General features: G+C 39.8%; 13 protein-coding genes. 6 read left to right on the top strand and 7 right to left on the bottom strand.

All coding sequences use genetic code 11. The features are described from left to right. Positions 1 to 2: 2 nt before the first annotated feature. Both ACEXOE_RS10015 and ACEXOE_RS10020 read left to right on the top strand, forming a co-directional pair. Positions 3 to 4,157, top strand: a complete 4,155-nt coding sequence (locus ACEXOE_RS10015; RefSeq protein WP_394748640.1) for a DUF6443 domain-containing protein — start codon at positions 3 to 5, stop codon at positions 4,155 to 4,157. A gap of 464 nt (positions 4,158 to 4,621) precedes the next feature. Next, positions 4,622 to 4,795, top strand: coding sequence for a hypothetical protein (locus tag ACEXOE_RS10020; RefSeq protein WP_394748641.1), 174 nt, complete (start codon positions 4,622 to 4,624; stop codon positions 4,793 to 4,795). A 51-nt stretch (positions 4,796 to 4,846) separates the two neighbouring features. Here the strand turns inward: ACEXOE_RS10020 and ACEXOE_RS10025 are convergent, their stop codons facing one another. The 4 genes from ACEXOE_RS10025 to prfB all read right to left on the bottom strand — a co-directional run bounded on the left by ACEXOE_RS10025 (position 4,847) and on the right by prfB (position 9,518). Then, entirely contained in the window at positions 4,847 to 7,372 is a 2,526-nt protein-coding gene (locus ACEXOE_RS10025) for a TonB-dependent receptor domain-containing protein (RefSeq protein ID WP_394748642.1), read from the bottom strand. Positions 7,373 to 7,384: 12 nt separating this feature from the next. Next, positions 7,385 to 7,843, bottom strand: coding sequence for a protein kinase family protein (locus ACEXOE_RS10030; protein ID WP_394748643.1), 459 nt, complete (start codon positions 7,841 to 7,843; stop codon positions 7,385 to 7,387). Between the two features lie 119 nt (positions 7,844 to 7,962). Continuing rightward, positions 7,963 to 8,304, bottom strand: a complete 342-nt coding sequence (gene arsC, locus ACEXOE_RS10035; protein ID WP_394748644.1) for an arsenate reductase (glutaredoxin) — start codon at positions 8,302 to 8,304, stop codon at positions 7,963 to 7,965. 118 nt (positions 8,305 to 8,422) lie between these two features. Next, a protein-coding gene (prfB, locus tag ACEXOE_RS10040) for a peptide chain release factor 2 (protein ID WP_394748645.1) occupies positions 8,423 to 9,518 on the bottom strand; the annotation gives its coding sequence in 2 pieces (ribosomal slippage) (positions 8,423 to 9,454 and positions 9,456 to 9,518; 1,095 coding nt in all). A gap of 86 nt (positions 9,519 to 9,604) precedes the next feature. Between prfB and ACEXOE_RS10045 the strand changes: the two genes are divergently transcribed. Both ACEXOE_RS10045 and ACEXOE_RS10050 read left to right on the top strand, forming a co-directional pair. Continuing rightward, positions 9,605 to 12,007 carry a zinc-dependent metalloprotease gene (locus ACEXOE_RS10045; RefSeq protein WP_394748646.1) on the top strand — a complete coding sequence of 801 codons (2,403 nt, stop codon included), beginning with the start codon at positions 9,605 to 9,607 and terminating at the stop codon, positions 12,005 to 12,007. Positions 12,008 to 12,060: 53 nt separating this feature from the next. Continuing rightward, complete coding sequence (locus ACEXOE_RS10050) at positions 12,061 to 13,083, top strand: threonine aldolase family protein (protein ID WP_394748647.1); 1,023 nt, start codon at positions 12,061 to 12,063, stop codon at positions 13,081 to 13,083. Here ACEXOE_RS10050 and ACEXOE_RS10055 read toward each other — a convergent pair. The 3 genes from ACEXOE_RS10055 to ACEXOE_RS10065 form a co-directional block, all read right to left on the bottom strand. Next, on the bottom strand, positions 13,078 to 13,401 hold the full coding sequence (locus ACEXOE_RS10055; RefSeq protein WP_394748648.1) for a YegP family protein: 324 nt from the start codon (positions 13,399 to 13,401) through the stop codon (positions 13,078 to 13,080). The two genes, ACEXOE_RS10050 and ACEXOE_RS10055, sit on opposite strands and share 6 nt — an antisense overlap. A gap of 145 nt (positions 13,402 to 13,546) precedes the next feature. Then, entirely contained in the window at positions 13,547 to 13,873 is a 327-nt protein-coding gene (locus ACEXOE_RS10060) for a YbaB/EbfC family nucleoid-associated protein (protein ID WP_394748649.1), read from the bottom strand. Positions 13,874 to 13,935: 62 nt separating this feature from the next. After that, positions 13,936 to 14,406 (bottom strand): tRNA (cytidine(34)-2'-O)-methyltransferase, encoded by a 471-nt coding sequence (locus ACEXOE_RS10065; protein WP_394748650.1) that lies wholly within the window; start codon positions 14,404 to 14,406, stop codon positions 13,936 to 13,938. Between the two features lie 145 nt (positions 14,407 to 14,551). Here ACEXOE_RS10065 and ACEXOE_RS10070 point away from each other — a divergent pair, with 145 nt between their 5' ends. Both ACEXOE_RS10070 and ACEXOE_RS10075 read left to right on the top strand, forming a co-directional pair. Beyond that, positions 14,552 to 16,612, top strand: coding sequence for a S9 family peptidase (locus ACEXOE_RS10070; RefSeq protein WP_394748651.1), 2,061 nt, complete (start codon positions 14,552 to 14,554; stop codon positions 16,610 to 16,612). A 77-nt stretch (positions 16,613 to 16,689) separates the two neighbouring features. Then, positions 16,690 to 17,730, top strand: a complete 1,041-nt coding sequence (locus ACEXOE_RS10075; protein ID WP_394748652.1) for a PLP-dependent cysteine synthase family protein — start codon at positions 16,690 to 16,692, stop codon at positions 17,728 to 17,730. Positions 17,731 to 17,796: the final 66 nt, after the last annotated feature.

Here is a 17,796-nt window from a genome sequence, read left to right on the forward strand (position 1 = left end):
AGATGAAAAAATATATAATCGCTATCATAGTATTACTTCCGATTGTAGTTCTCGGGCAAATCGATACTACCGATGGAGGAGATACCACTACAGATACCTCCAATGCAGCACCCTCATTAAATTATATAAAAACGACCACCTATTTAGAAGCTAAAGATCAGGGACAAGAAGATAACCTAGGTCCCTTTCAAAAAATAGAAGCTATCAGTTATTTAGATGGTCTTGGAAGGCCCATACAATCCATTGCTCTAAGAGCAGGAGGGCAACTTCAAAACATTTTCAGTTATACAGAGTACGATGAATTCGGGAGGACCCCAAAACAATATCTACCGTACGCAAGTGATGTGGAAGTGATAGATCCGCTGGACTTTATGGACCAAGATGCCCTTAAGATGGCTATTGGTCAGTTTTATGCTACGCCAAAATATGAAAACACCCAAAACCCCTATTCGGAGATGGTATATGAATCCTCTCCTTTGAACAGGGTATATGAACAGGCAGCACCTGGGAATTCTTGGGACCTGTCCCAAGGACATACGGTCAAGTTTGATTATGAGACTAACTCGGTGAACGAAGTGCGCTATTTTAAGGTCACCTTTTCGGGAGGAAATACGCAAAACCCCCGACTCCATATAGCGGGTTATTATGCTACAGGGCAACTCTACAAGACCACCACCAAAGATGAGAACTGGACTCCTACCACCGGAAACAACCACACTACGGAAGAATTCACGAATAAACTGGGACAAGTGGTTTTAAAACGAACCTACAATGAGGGCACTGCACACGACACCTATTATGTCTATGATAATTTCAAAAATCTTAGCTTTGTACTATCTCCGGAGGCAACCTATAAAATATTGATTACCAGTACTGCGGCACACCCATCTATATTGGATAAGCTTGGGTACCAATACAAATACGATAACAGGAACAGGCTTATCGAAAAGAAAATACCCGGAAAGGGATGGGAATATATTGTCTACAATACCTTGGACCAGCCCATTTTGACTCAAGATGCCAATCAGCGTACAAAATCCCCCAAGGAATGGCTCTTTACCAAATATGATGCCTTTGGGCGAGTGGCCTATACGGGAATAAAAAAATCGAACTTAGGGAGAGGAACCTTTCAGACGGTAGCGAACAGTGTTGGGGAAGGGGAGCTTTATGAAGAACAGGCTTCCGCACCGATAACGGTTGCGGGCACCTCACTGTATTATAGTAACACAGCTTTACCAAGTTATCTAGGTCTCGAGGACCAGATTCTTACAGTGAACTACTATGGTGCATATGTAGATCATGAGGGTCTTGAAGTACCATTGACGGTATATGAACAGAATAGGACCGATCAAACGCAAGGATTGCCCACAGTATCCAAAGTTCGTGTCTTGGGAACTGATCATTGGATTACGACCCTTACGGGCTACGATGATAAAGGTCGCCCTATTTTTGTAGGGAGCGAGAATTCGTATTTGGGAACTTTGAACACTGTGGAGTCCCTCCTGGATTTTACCGGAAATGTACTGGAGAGTAGAACAACGAACCAAAAAGAAGGTCAACCAGAGATAGTGACCAAGGATTATTTTAGCTACGACCATCAAAACAGACTCATTACCCATATGCAACAGATCAATAATGAGCCCGTTCAGCTTATCGCCAGTAACACCTATGATGAACTGGGTCAATTGGTATCTAAACGTGTGGGGAGAGAACTCTTTGAGTCAGGATATACCGATCTGGTCAATGTAAGCATGTCCGATGGGGGAAGGCTCATTACAAAAACCAGCGCGACCAACAATTATGATGCGGGATTGGCTACCGTGGGACAACTGGAAGGCAATGGAGGACTTTCTTTTCGTGTAGTATCCATTGGAAAGGAAATGCGGGTAGGTTTCAACGAATTGAATGAAAATGCGGGGGTATATGATATCAATTATTTCTTTCGATTTATGACAAATTTGGTGAATGGTAAATATAGGTATATTGTCTACAAACGTCCTCTGGCAGGAGGAGCGGCCACTAATATTTTCTCTGGTTATTACGATGCATCCGATAATAATTTCGGAATCGAACGGGAAGGAAACCAGATACATTTTTTACAGAACGGCAATATTGTGGCATCCACTCCATTGGAAGATATGAGCTTGGACCTTATCGGGGATATCAGTTTAAGGACACCAGGTTCGCAAATAAGCGATCTTAATTTCTACACCACTAACATCAATAGAAGCCTGCAACGGGTAAATTTTCGTTACAACGTTCGTGGATGGCTGACCGATATCAATGATGTCAACGGCTTTAGTTCGAAAGAAACTAGCCTTTTCAACTTCCATATTAATTACGATGGCCCCGTTCAAGGAGATGCCGGACTCCCCGGACGTGCAAAACCCCTATATAACGGAAATATATCACAGACGATCTGGAAAACAGCAAATGAAGATATGGAAAAGCATACCTATGGCTATAAATATGACGCTTTGAACAGGCTTAAAATTGGCTATAGTAGAAAAGGGATAAGTCTTACGGGATATGACCATTATAATGTATCTGGCATTGATTACGATAGGAATGGAAATATCGAGAATTTGATACGCCAAGGGGATTATAACGGGAATGCTCTTGCCATGGATGATCTTACCTATAACTATAACGGCAACCAGTTGTTAGGAGTAAGTGATAATGGCCATGCAAATCTAAAAGACGAAGGTTTTTTTGATGGGAATAGTTCTGGAGACGATTATGAGTATGATGTTAATGGAAATGTGACAAAAGACCATAATAAGGGAATCAGTGGTATTACCTATAATCATCTGAACCTCCCAGAACAAGTAACGATCTATGGGAATGGGGGAATAGGAACCATTACTTATGTATATGATGCCACGGGAAACAAAATTCAAAAGAAGGTAAGCCAGTATCAGGGACCATTGGTACCGCCCACAATAGAAACGACCCATTATGCTGGCAGTTATATCTATAAGGATAACAATGGAGTTGAACAATTACAGATGTTTTCCCATCCCGAAGGTTATGTAGAACCGATATATGATATCAACGGTTTTTCCGGCTATGGCTATGCTTTTAATTATACCGACCACTTGGGAAATGTTAGACTCACCTATTCCGATAGCAATGGAAACGGTTCCATAGATCCGGTCACGGAGATTATCTCCGAGAAAAATTATTATCCTTTTGGCCTACAGCAAAAAGGCTATAATCATGAAGTTACCTCTAACGCTAACCCAATGGCAGAGCGCTTTGCCTATAATGGAAAAGAAAACAATCCGGAATTTGGATTAGAATGGTACGATTTTGGAGCTAGGAATTATGAAGCTTCTTTAGGGAGATGGATGAATATTGATCCATTGGCAGATCAAATGAGAAGGCATTCTCCATATAATTATGCTTTTGACAACCCAATTTTCTTTGTGGATCCAGATGGGATGATGCCTTGTCCTAATGGGAATTGTAATGAAAAACGAAAAAACGAAAAAACATCAGAGGTGGGTGCTTTTATAAATTATTCCACCAGTTTTGAATCACAAAAAGGTTTTTTTCTTATGGAGCCTTTAACTGTTTGGAGGGTAGGAAGCAATAAAGTTAAAAAAGGCAGAGCAGTTAAGTCTAGTACATATAATACTGATGGCACGGAGGAAGAGGGTAAATTAAATGAGTTAATTAGTGAATTTACTGGAATTGAAGATGTAGATAAGACTTTTAACCGTGAAACAACGACTCAAGAATCTCAACTATTTGACAAGGAAGGTAACATAGTAGAAAATCCGAGGGATGCATGGACGCTCGAAATAACAGAAATGTCTGTTTTTGAAACAATTAATTTAGAAGACGGAGTGAATTTAGATACTCAGATTAATACAACCACCAAAATCACGACACGAGTTTTCTCAAGATCAGGCAAAAATGACGGTTTTTTTACGGCTACATCTAAAACAAGTACCGTAAAAACATATAAATCTAATGCTACTTTAGGTACTATGGATACAGGGTTTGTAGAAGGGGTCATAAATTCGGTTTCTAAAAATGCGGTAATAAGACGGAATCAAACCTCTCAAGCACAGAACAATATGCAGAATCTTCAAGAATTGTGGCAAAAAGCTGCTGAAGAGACAACAAGGAGAGCAGGAGGAGGAAACTAACTGAATTAATAGTAGACGTCAATGCATTCAACTGTAAGAGAATGGATATAGTTGTAAAATTATATAAAAAAGACCATGACATCTTTGTTGTGGCTTTTGATATGATATCCAATATGTTGGACAACTTTCATAGACCAACTATGTGGAGCCGATATATGATGTCACTAGTTTTTCGAGCTTTGGGTATGTTTTTGATTATACCGACCACTCGGGAAATGTGGGACTTACCTACGCCGACTGCTTGACAGCGAAGTTTGGAACTTGGTAATAAAGCCCTAATTAGTAAAATCACGAAACCGCGACAATTTTGTTGCGGTTTTTTTATCATCGACTTATTTTAGGCCTTCTTGTACAAATGGAAGCAATTATTTAAACTGTAATAGCAGTATTTTTAGATTTTTTAAAATTTGATTTGCAGGATATCCACTTTTCCAACTATCTTTGCAGCATTAAAACGCAATAACATGTTCGATTTTGACCAGTATTTAGGTTTTTTAGCTTTCTTGACCATTTTGACCATCGGATTTTGGTTAATGATATTCTTACTGACTTTTGTGGTTCCTTACTGGTTATTCGGTAACATCATAGAAATATTCAAAGAGAAAAGAGCGGCTAAAAAAGCCAAAAGAGAAGCATAAAAAAAGAAGCCATTTGGCTTCTTTTTTGTTTCTGTACTATTTCTTATTCTACTATCCTTCAAACTCAAAATCGTCACCGCCACCACCATTATTTTGCTGTTGACCTCGCCTTCCACTTCTTCTTTGATTTTGCTGTTGGTTAAATCGGTATAAGAAAGAAAGCGTTACTTGTCGTTGTCTAAATTGAAATTCACTATCCGTAAATACATTGGCCGTTCTGGTTTCACTTCTGCGCTTTCTGCTATTAAAGACATCGCTTACATTTAAAGTGAGGGTCCCTTTATCCTTGACCACATCTTTACTGAATGCCAAATTGGTACTTAAGATTCCCTTATTTCTACTTTGGGCATTTCTGGAAGCTCCCCTGTAAAAGATGTTGGATTGTACGTTGATGGAATAGGGTAAGGGCAAACGGGCACTTACACGGGTAAACCAGGTAAAGTTATCCGCGTCGAAATTTTGTGTAATCTCTTCGCCCTGAAAATTGGTAAAGGTATTACTACCTCTTAACTCTTGTTGAAATAGGTTGAGATTCCAAGTCAAACGCCATTTTCTTTTGGGGGTATAGGTTGTCGTAAATTCTGCTCCATATCTACTATCTGTAGCCAAGTTTATAGGGGTACGTGCCTGTACAGGAACCACAATAGGTGTCGTAGGATCATCGGGGTTTTCTATGGTTACAAAATCCCCCGTCTCCTGGGTAATAAATTGAAATACTCCCGTAGATCGATTAAAATAGCCCGAAGTAGTAAAGGTTACTTTATCCCAGCGCTTTAAATACCCCAAATCAAAGGCATTGGTATAGGTAGGATTTAGGTCAGGATTTCCTTGAAACAAATTGGTGTTACTAGATCGGGATGGAAACGGATTGATAAAACGAGATCGCGGTCTTCGTAAACGTCGGCTATAACTTAGGGTAAGCTGTTCGGTTTCCGTAAACTCATACCCTAAAAATAGGGAGGGAAACCAATCGGTAAAATCTTTGTCGGTCACATCATTGGTATCGACCAGGGTAATGCCAATATCAGAATTTTCTACTCGGAGCCCTCCAAGAATATTGAATTTACCCCATTTGGTGCCCAATTGTACATAGGCGGCATTGACGTATTCCCTATAATTCAATTCGTTACTGAAGTTGGGATCACTGATAAAGTTTCCATTGGATTCTAAAATACCGAAGTCAAAATCGGTCGTAAAATCATTAAAGGTCCCTCTATAGCCCAATTCCAATTGGGAGCTATTGTCTTTCCCAAAGGGCAATACGTAATCGGCTTGTACCAATTGATTCACCTGACGTTCATCATTTAAAGTCTGTTCCGTAGGAAGATTGCTATTATCATTTAATATGATTTCATTGATCAATGAATTCTCCTCTTCATCTCCACTGGAGAATTGATAATCAAAAGTCAAAATATGCCCCTCATCATTGAATCGTTTTTCAAAATTCAAGGAATACTGTATCCGTTCATTATTATCGTCTTCAACGGTAAAACGATTCCGTTGAATGGTAGGTACATTGTTTGCATCAAAATTGGAGAAATCGATATCGGTTTCGTTTTCGCCCGAAGACTTTCGGTATACAAAAGAATTGGTAATGCTGCTCGTTTCATCCAAGAAAAGCTCAAAACCAATATTGGTATTAAAGTTTTTGTTTTGTCGTTGAAAATCGCGGACTTCGTCTTGAAAACTAGCCGTATTCCCATTTTCGTCAAAGTTTTCCTGCTCAAATAAAGCATTTCCAGGAGCATCTCTATAACGGAAAGAGGTATTCGTAAAAATATTGAAATTCTTTCGTCTGAGGTTTAAACTCAGGGCTCCTCCGAAATTATCAGGGTTCCCGGCAAAGACATTAACGGAACCGTTCAATCCGGCCGTTTTGCTCTGTTTTAAAATAATATTTAGAATCCCTGCGGTTCCTTCCGCATCATAACGTGCCGAAGGATTGGTAATGACTTCTACTTTTTCAATAGCATCTGCCGGAAGTTGCTGTAAGGCTTCAGGACTCAATCCAGAAAGGGCAGAGGGTTTTCCGTTGATCAGGATTCGTACACTTTCATTTCCACGTAAGCTAATGTTCCCTTCAACATCTACAGTAACCGAAGGCACATTGTCCAACACATCGGTGACAGACCCCCCTTTTACCGTTAAATCCTGTCCTACATTATACACTTTCTTATCGAGACGTAGTTCTACCGTGGTGCGTTCTCCCACGAGTTCCACACCTTCCAGTTGGGCGACATCCAATCCCAATTCAATAGTACCTAAATCCGTTGCCCCTTGAAGCATTTGATCATTAAGGGTATAGGTTTTATAGGAGATGTATTCTACTCTAATATTGTATTTTCCAGGAAATGTTTCCACCTCAAACACTCCTTTCTCATTGGTAATTCCACCCGTTACTCGATCGGGATTTCTTATGCTTTGGAGAACTAAAGTAGCATACTCTAGGGGTTCTCCTGTATCTTTATCTAAAACTGTTCCGGTAATCTTTATAGGTTCTGGACGTTTTCCTTGGGGCCTTTGGGCAATTGTAGTAATAGTCGTTAATAAAAGGATTAACGGAAATAGTTTCTTCATTGATTTTTTAAGTTAGTCTTTGTTCTTTTTTTTCTTCCTCTTCTTCTTTTTTTTCTTTTTGAAGCCGTTATTTCTCAATTCAATAAAAGCTTCATATTTATCCTGGGGAAGTCCAGCTTTTAATTCTGCATCTTGTTTTTCAAACAACTTGGAAATGGCTTCTTGTGTCTCCCGCTGTGGAAGATTGGATAGGATGACCTCGTTTCGCGATTTTAGAAATTTTAATAATGTCGCTCGCATAATAGCCGTTTCAAACTCGTTCAACGCTATTTGCTTGATGATCTTGGGCATCTCATTATCCACCATTTGCTCTGGTGTCAATGGCTCCTGTTCCTTCTGTGGCGTTTGCGCTTGAGGAATCCTGCTCCGTTGCCGTTGTCTGCCGTATCCATTACCGTATTGTGCCTGGGCCCAGGATAATGAAAGCAGCGTTACTAGTACTACTAAAAGGTTTTTTTTGGTGGTTTTCATAACTTAACTAGTTAATTGGATTTCAAAAATAGATGAAGGTTTAAGTAGGCTGGGTTAAATGTATGTTAAAATGATATACCTGCATTTTACCCTTATATCCTTTAGGATGTTGACTTTTCCTAAAGCAGATCTTTAATGCGAACCGGGGGGCGCCCAATAACTGCTTTACCATCGCGAATGACGATAGGTCTTTCAATGAGTTTTGGGTGGGCCGCCATGGCTGCAATAATGGCGTTGTCCGAGAGTTCTTTTCCTTTGAATTCTTCCTTCCAAATCGCCTCATTTTTGCGTACAAGATCAATAGGAGGGATTCCTAATTGTTTTATGACTTCGCTAAGTTCCTCCGCTGTGGGAACGGTTTCCAGATATTTTATGATTTCAAAGTCTTGACCTGAATTTTCAAGAATCTCAAGACCTTCGCGTGATTTTCTACAGCGCGGATTGTGATAGATTTTCAGCATGGTATTTTTGATATATTAAATAGGTTCATTTTCTATAGATGCCTAAAAGGAAGTATCAAATGAAAAATGTACATAATTTAAAGCAATAATGATGCCTAAACAACCAGGTAGAAGAGACCTATTCTTCTTTCTGCCCCATCATCATTAAATAGGCCTTCAAAAAAGGGTCAAGGCTGCCGTCCATAACGGCATCTACATTTCCTGTCTCTTCCCCCGTACGAACATCTTTGACCAATTTATAAGGCTGCATGGTATAGTTTCGAATTTGAGAACCCCATTCGATCTTCATTTTCGAAGCCTCAATTTCACTACGAGCCTCCATTTTCTTTCGAAGTTCAATTTCATACAATTGGGACTTTAGCATTTTTAGCGCGGTAGCCCTATTATCATGTTGTGATCTGGAATCGGAACAAGAAATCCTAATCCCTGAAGGCTTATGTGTTAATTGTACCTTGGTCTCTACCTTATTGACATTCTGCCCCCCAGCACCACTGGAACGAGCCGTAGTGATTTCAATATCTGCGGGGTTTATTTCTATTTCAATACTATCATCTACCATGGGATACACATATACCGAGGCAAATGACGTATGGCGTTTGGCATTACTGTCAAAAGGGGAGATGCGTACCAAACGGTGCACCCCGTTTTCCCCTTTTAGCCAACCAAAAGAATATTCGCCTTCAATTTGCAGGGTCACGGTCTTAATTCCGGCCACATCACCTTCTTGATAATTGAGTTCCTTGACTTTATACCCATTCTTTTCGCTCCACATCATGTACATGCGCATCAGCATGGCCGCCCAGTCACAACTCTCTGTACCCCCTGCACCAGCTGTAATCTGTAAAATTGCTGTTAAATCGTCACCTTCTTCAGACAGCATATTTTTGAACTCCAAATTTTCGATCGTTTCGATGGTCTTTTGGTAATGCGTTTCGACTTCTTTTTCGCTTACTTCTCCTTCTTTTAAGAATTCGACGAGCACTTCAAGATCACCAACTAGGGTTTTTGCCGCATTAAAATCATCGACCCATTTTTTTTTGGATTGAATGAATTTCATCTGAGCTTGGGCTTCTTGGGCATTGTCCCAAAAGTCTGGAGCTAAGGTTTTCTCTTCTTCGTTTTCTATTTCAATAAGTTTCGCATCGATGTCAAAGATACCTCCTTAACGCACCAAGGCGATCCATAAGATCTTTAGATTGATCTGTTGTTATCATTGTAATTTTGATTTTTGTCAAAAATAGGACTTAACTATGGTTGTGCAATCAATTTTACATAAATTTAGTGCTTCAATCTAAGAAAAATGAGACACTATTTACTTTTAGGATTTTTATTTGCTGGATACCTTAGTTCTTTTTCACAATTCAGTGAAAAAAGCAAGGATTTTCAGAAATTCAAGGGACTTTTTAATTTTTACTACGATGCGGGAAACGATAAGATGTATCTGGAAGTAGATGAGCTCAACAAAGAGTTTCTTTACGTGTATTCCCTGAGCAGTGGCATCGGAAGTAATGATATTGGTTTGGACCGCGGACAATTGGGGAACGAACAGGTAGTGTATTTCAAGAAAGCGGGAAATAAGTTACTATTGGTACAACCTAATTTAAGGTTTAGGGCAATTACAGAGAATGATTTGGAAAGGAAATCTGTAGAACAAGCCTTTGCTAAATCGGTGCTTTTTGGATTTAAAATAGAGGAGGAGAAAAAAGGGAAGTACATTATTGATATTACGGATTTTTTAATGCAGGATGCCCATGGCGTAGCAGGCAGGTTGCGAAGTTCCAATCAAGGGTCGTACAATCTGGACAAATCCAAAAGTGCCATGGCCTTGGAAAGGACCAAGGCTTTTCCAAAAAATATTGAATTTGATGTGACATTGACCTTTAAAGGAAACCCCACAGGTTTTAATATTCGTTCGGTAACACCAAATGCTAATTTGGTCACAGTGGCACAGCATCATTCTTTTATTGAACTTCCGGATAACAAGTATAAACAGCGGGTTTTTGACCCAAGGAGTGGTTCTTATCCTTTTTCGTACTATGATTATGCCACTCCAGTAGAGAAACCCATTTTGAAACGGTTCATCACCAGACACCGACTGGAAAAAAAGAACCCCAATGCAGCCGTTAGTGAAGCGGTAGAACCCATTGTATATTATTTGGACAATGGTACTCCAGAACCTGTGCGTTCTGCCCTGTTGGATGGAGGTAGATGGTGGAATCAAGCTTTTGAAGCTATAGGATATAAAGATGCATTTCAATTAAAGATCTTGCCCGATGATGCAGACCCTTTGGATGTGCGTTATAATGTGATCCAGTGGGTGCACCGATCCACAAGGGGTTGGAGTTATGGAAGCAGTATTACCGATCCGCGGACGGGAGAAATTATTAAGGGGCACGTAAGTTTGGGAAGTTTGCGCATACGTCAAGACTTTTTAATCGCGCAGGCCTTAATGAACAGACCCTTTGCCCAAAGAGATGACAATCACCAGGAAATGTTGAATTTGGCATTGGCCAGAATCCGACAATTATCGGCTCATGAAATAGGACATACGCTTGGTTTTGCTCATAATTTTGCAGCAAGTACCAACGGTAGGGCTTCGGTAATGGATTATCCGCATCCCCAATTTTCGATAAAGAACGGAAACATTGATTTTTCCAATGCCTATGCGGTAGGCATTGGGGATTGGGATAAAGTGACGGTAGCTTATTCTTATGCAAATTTCCCTGAAGGAACAACAGAAAAAGAAGGGTTAAATGAAATTTTAGCCAAAGCCCAACAACAAGGCTTGCGTTATATTTCCGATCAGGATGCCAGACCACAGGGAGGAGCTCATGCTTTGGGCCATTTGTGGGACAATGGAAAGAACATTAGCGAAGAACTGAACGATGTTTTAAAAGTACGTCAATTAGCAATAGACAATTTTTCTATTGATAATATCAGAACAGGAGAATCCAATTCTACCTTAGAGGATGTTTTTGCACCACTTTATTTCTTCCATCGCTATCAAACCGAAGGGGTTGCCAAAATAATTGGTGGTTTGGATTATAATTATACGGTGAAGGGAGATGGACAAATTACGGTGGAGACCGTTGAAAAAGAAATTCAAGAACAGGCATTAAAAAGTATTCTTAAAACCTTGGATGCCGAAACTATTGCCATTCCAATAGATAAGTTGTCCTTATTTCCTCCAAGAGCTATTGGTTATGGAAGAACCCGAGAGTCTTTTAAAGGGAAAACCGGCGTATCCTTCGATGCTTTGGCAGCACCTGAAACTGCTGCTGATATGACCTTAGGTTTATTATTGCATCCACAAAGGGCGTCTCGATTAATCCAACAAAAAAGCATGGATAAAAAGCAATTGGGACTTGCTGAAGTTTTAGATGCGGTGGTTGTCAATACGATGAACAAAACCCTAAAGAACGATTATATGAATACTGTGCAACAGAATATTAATTACAGGGTTTTATTCCATATCATGAACCTTGCAGCGCATACCAATGTGCATCCGCAAGTGAATGCCATTGCCCATCAAAAATTAAGGGAGTTACGGTCTGCTTTGACCAAAAACGCGATAAAAGATGCCAATAGCGCCGAAATGTTGAGACGAATAAAAATCTTTGATCAGGCTCCCGATCAATTTAAAGTACTTCCTGTTCCGGTAATACCCGATGGTTCTCCTATTGGTATGGATTGCATGGATTAATGGAGTATTGCTTTTATGGAAAAGAAAGAACAACGTAAAAATATAATATCAAATTGGAAATAAATTTAATAAGTGATACGGTAACCAAGCCAACTGCTGGAATGTTGAATGCAATGATGACAGCAGAAGTGGGAGACGATGTTTTTAAAGCAGACCCTACTGTAAATGCCTTAGAAGCTAAAGTAGCCGAGATGTTCGGTATGGAAGCGGCCCTGTATTTCCCCAGCGGAACTATGGCCAATCAGACAGGCATTAAGTTACATACCCAACCCGGGGACCAATTGATTTGCGATAAGTATGCCCATGTCTATAATTATGAAGGAGGTGGCGTGAGCTTTAATAGTGGGGTATCCTGTAAATTAGTCGATGGCCATAGAGGTATGATGACGGCTGAGCAGGTAGCTGCAAGTGTGAATCCTCCAGATTTTTATCATAGCCCGCTATCTTCTTTGGTCTGCATTGAAAATACCACCAATAAAGGAGGAGGTGCTTGTTGGGATTTTGAGGAATTGAAAAAAATCAGAAAGGTATGTGATGAACATGGGTTGGCCTATCATTTGGACGGTGCGAGAATATGGAACGCTTTGGTTGCCCAAGGGGAATCCCCAAAGGCCTATGGCGCATTGTTCGATACGATAAGTGTATGCTTAAGCAAAGGGCTAGGGTGTCCTGTAGGGTCAGTTCTCATAGGTAGTGAAGCGGATATGCAGAAAGCCATCCGGATTCGTAAGATTTTTGGTGGTGGAATGCGCCAAGCAGGATATTTGGCTGCGGCAGGAATCTATGCTCTGGACCATCAATTGGAACGCTTGGCGGAGGATCATAAAAAGGCGAAGGAAATTGGGGAAACCTTGGAGTCGCTTTCTTTTATCCAAAAAGTGGAACCTATTGAGACCAATATCATCATTTTTGAAATAGATGAGTCAAAAATGGCTGCAGCCACCTTTGTAGAAAAATTAAAAGATAAAAATGTGCACCTCATAGGTATGGGGCAGGGGAAATTGCGCATTGTTACACATTTGGATTATACCGATGAGATGCATCAGGCATTTCTCAAAATCGTGAAGGCACTATAAGATTTTGGATTGGGATAGGGAAGCAATTCGTTTTTTTAAATTCTTAATTCCGTTTTCCATCCCAGCCTCAGAACTGTATTGTTCGCTATGCCCAATAGGGATTCCTTTTCGATCCTTTAAACGGAATCGGAATTTGCCATCATGATCCGTCTTACGCTCAAAAACGCTATGGTATTGTACTAAAGCAGGCAGTTTTTCCAAGGTCTTGTTGACTTCTTCCTCATTGGAATAAGCTACACTATTGAGCAGGGTAGCCCCGTTGCTCGTACTAAGACTAAAAGAGTAGCTATTGTCAGTTCCTTTTTTTATTTCTATCATTGGGCCAGTAGGTATTATATCATCCCTTTAATATACTGGATTTTTTGGTATTGATGAAATACAAAAGAAAAATCTCAAGGACATCCTATAAACAAAGGTGGAAACCTATATTTTTATCTGACATCAAAAGACATGGATGGTACTTTTATTTAAAAAGAGAATCCATTCCCGGAATATTGGGCATGCCATCCTTGGCTACCGCTGCTAATTCTGCTTCATGTACTTCGGTAGCTTTTTCAATGGCTTTGTTCAAGGTCAAAATTAAATAATCTTCCAATTGTTCCTTGTCCTGCAGCAAGCTGTCATCTATCGCAATACGTTTTACGGTTCTATTCGCTGTAATTTCCACTTCCAATAGATTATCAGGGGATGTTTCCTGTAGCGTAACGGTGTGCAATCGTTCCTTGGTGGCCTTTACTTTTTCTTGGGTTTCTTTTAATTTCCCCATCATTCCCATAAGATCTCCGAACATAATTTTTTATTTTATTTATAAAGGTAAAATTAATAAAATACCAACATACTTTAACTAGAAACTCATAGGTTTCCTTCCAATTGACGTAGTCCTTCTCCCAAGGCCATGGCCACGGCATTTCCCAGGTTAAAGCTACGAATAGGGCCAGGAAATGGTATTTTAACGCACTGCTGCTTAAATTGTTCCAAAAGTTCAACAGGTAGTCCTTTGGATTCCTTTCCAAAAATCAACCAATCCCCTTTTTGATAGTTTTGCTCGTAATAGGTGGTTTGTGCCTTGGCCGTGAACAAGAAAATGCGAGAGATATCATGAATTTGGGCCATCAAGGCTTCAAAACTATCATGATAATGTAGTTGTAAATCCCCCCAATAATCCAATCCCGCTCTTTTGACCCTACTATCCGTAATTTCAAATCCTAGCGGGCGTACCAGATGGAGTGTGCTATGACTGCCTACACATAAACGACCAATATTGCCCGTATTATTGGGTATTTCTGGAGTAACTAGTACAATATTAAAGTTGCATGCTTTCACGCGGTTCTTTTTTAATTAATGTCAATTGCATTTTAATGTATTGGATACGAATTTTAAATACAGTTTTTTAAGGATTCATTGGAAAAAAGCCTGTTTTTTTGTTTTAAATCTTAGCTTTGCAAGCGTTTCTCAAAATGGAAAGAAAATGACGAAATTACCAAGTGCTCCCATAGCAAAGAAAATCCCGCACGAACTTACAAAACATAATGATACCAGAGTAGATGATTATTACTGGTTGAATGAAAGGGAAAATGATGAGGTTATTTCACATTTGCATCAGGAAAATGCGTATTACGAGCAATGTACGGCCCATACCAAAGCCTTCCAAAAAAACCTGTTCGAAGAAATGAAATCCCGTATTAAAGAGGATGATGCCTCGGTGCCCTATAAGAGAAATGGCTATTGGTATATCACAAGGTTTGAAATTGGAAAGGATTATCCCATATACTCCAGAAAGAAGAATAGCTTAGAGGCCCCAGAAGAAATTATGTTCGAATGCAATGAAATGGCAGAAGGACACGACTTTTTTAATCTAGGTGGCATTTCCGTGAGTTCGGACAATACTTTAGCGGCCTATGCCGTGGATACCGTTTCCAGAAGACAGTATACCATAAGGGTGAAAAATTTGAATACTGGGGAACTTTATCCAGATTGTATTGAAAACACGACGGGCGGAGCAGTCTGGGCAAATGATAATAAAACCTTGTTTTACACGAAAAAAGACCCGGTAACCTTGCGTTCCGATAAAATCTATAAGCATAAACTGGGAACATCATCTGAGGACGATATTTTGGTTTTCCATGAAAAGGATGAGACTTTTGGTACGTTCGTTACCAAGACAAAATCCAAAAAGTATATTGTTATTGGTTCATATAGCACGTTGACCAGTGAATATCAGATTTTAAGTGCTGATGAACCCGATGGAGCTTTTCAACTTTTTTCAGCACGGGAGAGGGGATTGGAATATAATATTGTGCATTTTGAATCGTATTTCTATATTTTGACCAATAGGGATGGCGCTACAAATTTTAAATTGATGCGCACCTCCCAGGATCATACCGAGAGTGAACATTGGGAAGAATTTATTGCCCACCGGGAAGATGTTCTATTGGAAGACATTGATATTTTTAAAGAGTACTACGTCCTTTCTGAACGGAACAACGGTCTTAACAAAATAAAAGTGATCCGTTGGGATGGGACGCAAGCGTACTATTTGCCCTTTGATAATGAAACCTATACCGCTTACGTAAGTGTGAATCCAGATTTTGATTCCAAAATATTACGATATGCCTATAATTCCTTGACCACGCCCAATTCGGTCATAGACTTTAATATGGATACCCAAGAAAAAGAAATAAAAAAGGAACAAGAAGTACTGGGAGGCACATTTAACAAAATAAATTATAAATCAGAACGTATTTGGGCAGAAGCTAGAGATGGTGCAAAAATTCCTGTATCCCTTGTCTACCATAAGAACACCTTATTGGATGGGACTGCTCCTTTACTACAATATGCCTATGGATCGTATGGATCTACCATTGATCCTTCGTTTTCTTCTATACGACTCAGTTTATTGGATAGGGGCTTTATCTATGCCATTGCCCATATTCGCGGAGGGGAATACCTGGGCAGGCAATGGTACGAAAATGGGAAGTTGCTGAAAAAGAGGAATACGTTTACCGATTTTATAGACGCTTCTAAATATTTAGTGGCCCAGAAGTATACCAGTCCAGAACATTTATATGCTTCGGGAGGTTCTGCAGGGGGGCTTTTGATGGGAGCAGTAGCCAATATGGCTCCTGAGCTATATCAGGGTGTCATTGCTGCGGTACCCTTTGTAGATGTTGTGACCACAATGCTGGACGATTCCATTCCCTTGACCACTGGGGAGTACGATGAATGGGGGAATCCCAATGAGATGGCATATTACAATTATATGAAATCCTATTCTCCCTATGATAATGTAAAAACCCAGGAATACCCTAATCTTTTAGTGACTACCGGGTTTCATGATTCTCAGGTACAATATTTTGAACCCGCCAAATGGGTAGCAAAACTTCGAGAAATGAAAACCGATTCCAAGAAATTGTTATTTGACATCAATATGGATGCAGGTCATGGGGGGGCTTCCGGCCGTTTTGAGGCCCTAAAAGAGGTTGCCAAAGAATATGCCTTTTTGCTGGATTTAGAAGGAAAAATCCCATAGTCGAAAAAAAAACTTAAATTTGCGGTTGGATTTATTCCAGATATAAACCAACTAGTGTTTTAAACTAGACCGAACATATGGAGAATAAGATAAATGCGCATAATAATATCCTAGAACTTATAGGAAACACTCCTCTTGTGAAGCTAAATACGGTTACACAGCATTTAAAAGGAAATTTTTATGCAAAAGTTGAGGCTTTTAACCCCGGAAACTCTTCCAAAGATAGAATAGCCTATCACATTATCGAAGAAGCGGAACGTAAGGGAATCTTAACAGAAGGAAGCACGATCATAGAAACTACATCGGGTAATACGGGCTTTAGTATTGCTATGGTAAGTATTATTAAAGGGTATAACTGTATTTTGGCCGTGAGTTCAAAATCTTCCCCGGATAAAATCGATATGTTACGATCTATGGGAGCAAAGGTATACGTTTGCCCGGCACATGTGAGTGCAGATGATCCTAGATCCTATTATCAAGTAGCCAAAAGGTTGCATGAAGAGACGAAGGGATCGGTATATATCAATCAATACTTTAACGCCCTTAATGCAGAGGCACATTACAAGTCTACCGGACCAGAAATCTGGAAACAGACACAAGGTAAGATTACCCATTTTGTAGCCTGTAGTGGTACTGGTGGAACGATTTCTGGAACTGCAAAATATCTTAAGGAGCAGAATCCCAATATCAAGGTAATTGGAGTAGATGCGTATGGTTCTGTCCTAAAAAAATATCATGAAACGGGAGAATTGGATACCAATGAAATCTATCCTTATCGAATAGAGGGCCTAGGGAAAAATCTCATTCCAGGTGCTACTGATTTTGATTGTATCGATACTTTCGTAAAAGTTACCGATGAGGCGAGTGCACATACCGCAAGGGAAGTGTCTAAAAAAGAAGGCATATTTGTTGGATATACCAGTGGAGCGGTAACTCAGGCGTTAAAGCAGTTGGATGCCGAAGGGGAATTTAATGAGAATGACAATATCGTTGTAATTTTCCCAGACCACGGTTCCCGATACATGAGTAAAATATATTCCGATCAATGGATGGAGGATCAAGGCTTCTTCGATAAAAAGAATGAAGAGGAAACCATAGAAGTCCAATACATAAAATAATAAAGCGTAATTTATACGGCTTAAAAGCAATGGAATAGCTATCCATTGCTTTTTTATTGTTATAAA

It is taken from the genome of Spongiimicrobium salis, from assembly GCF_043678055.1.
Taxonomy (GTDB): domain Bacteria; phylum Bacteroidota; class Bacteroidia; order Flavobacteriales; family Flavobacteriaceae; genus Spongiimicrobium; species Spongiimicrobium salis.

Coding starts and splice junctions, on each gene's coding strand:
- ACEXOE_RS10015 (WP_394748640.1), top strand. CDS start 3: ATGAAAAAATATATAATCGCTATCATAGTATTACTTCCGATTGTAGTT.
- ACEXOE_RS10020 (WP_394748641.1), top strand. CDS start 4,622: ATGTTCGATTTTGACCAGTATTTAGGTTTTTTAGCTTTCTTGACCATT.
- ACEXOE_RS10025 (WP_394748642.1), bottom strand. CDS start 7,372: ATGAAGAAACTATTTCCGTTAATCCTTTTATTAACGACTATTACTACA.
- ACEXOE_RS10030 (WP_394748643.1), bottom strand. CDS start 7,843: ATGAAAACCACCAAAAAAAACCTTTTAGTAGTACTAGTAACGCTGCTT.
- arsC (WP_394748644.1), bottom strand. CDS start 8,304: ATGCTGAAAATCTATCACAATCCGCGCTGTAGAAAATCACGCGAAGGT.
- ACEXOE_RS10045 (WP_394748646.1), top strand. CDS start 9,605: ATGAGACACTATTTACTTTTAGGATTTTTATTTGCTGGATACCTTAGT.
- ACEXOE_RS10055 (WP_394748648.1), bottom strand. CDS start 13,401: ATGATAGAAATAAAAAAAGGAACTGACAATAGCTACTCTTTTAGTCTT.
- ACEXOE_RS10060 (WP_394748649.1), bottom strand. CDS start 13,873: ATGTTCGGAGATCTTATGGGAATGATGGGGAAATTAAAAGAAACCCAA.
- ACEXOE_RS10070 (WP_394748651.1), top strand. CDS start 14,552: ATGACGAAATTACCAAGTGCTCCCATAGCAAAGAAAATCCCGCACGAA.
- ACEXOE_RS10075 (WP_394748652.1), top strand. CDS start 16,690: ATGGAGAATAAGATAAATGCGCATAATAATATCCTAGAACTTATAGGA.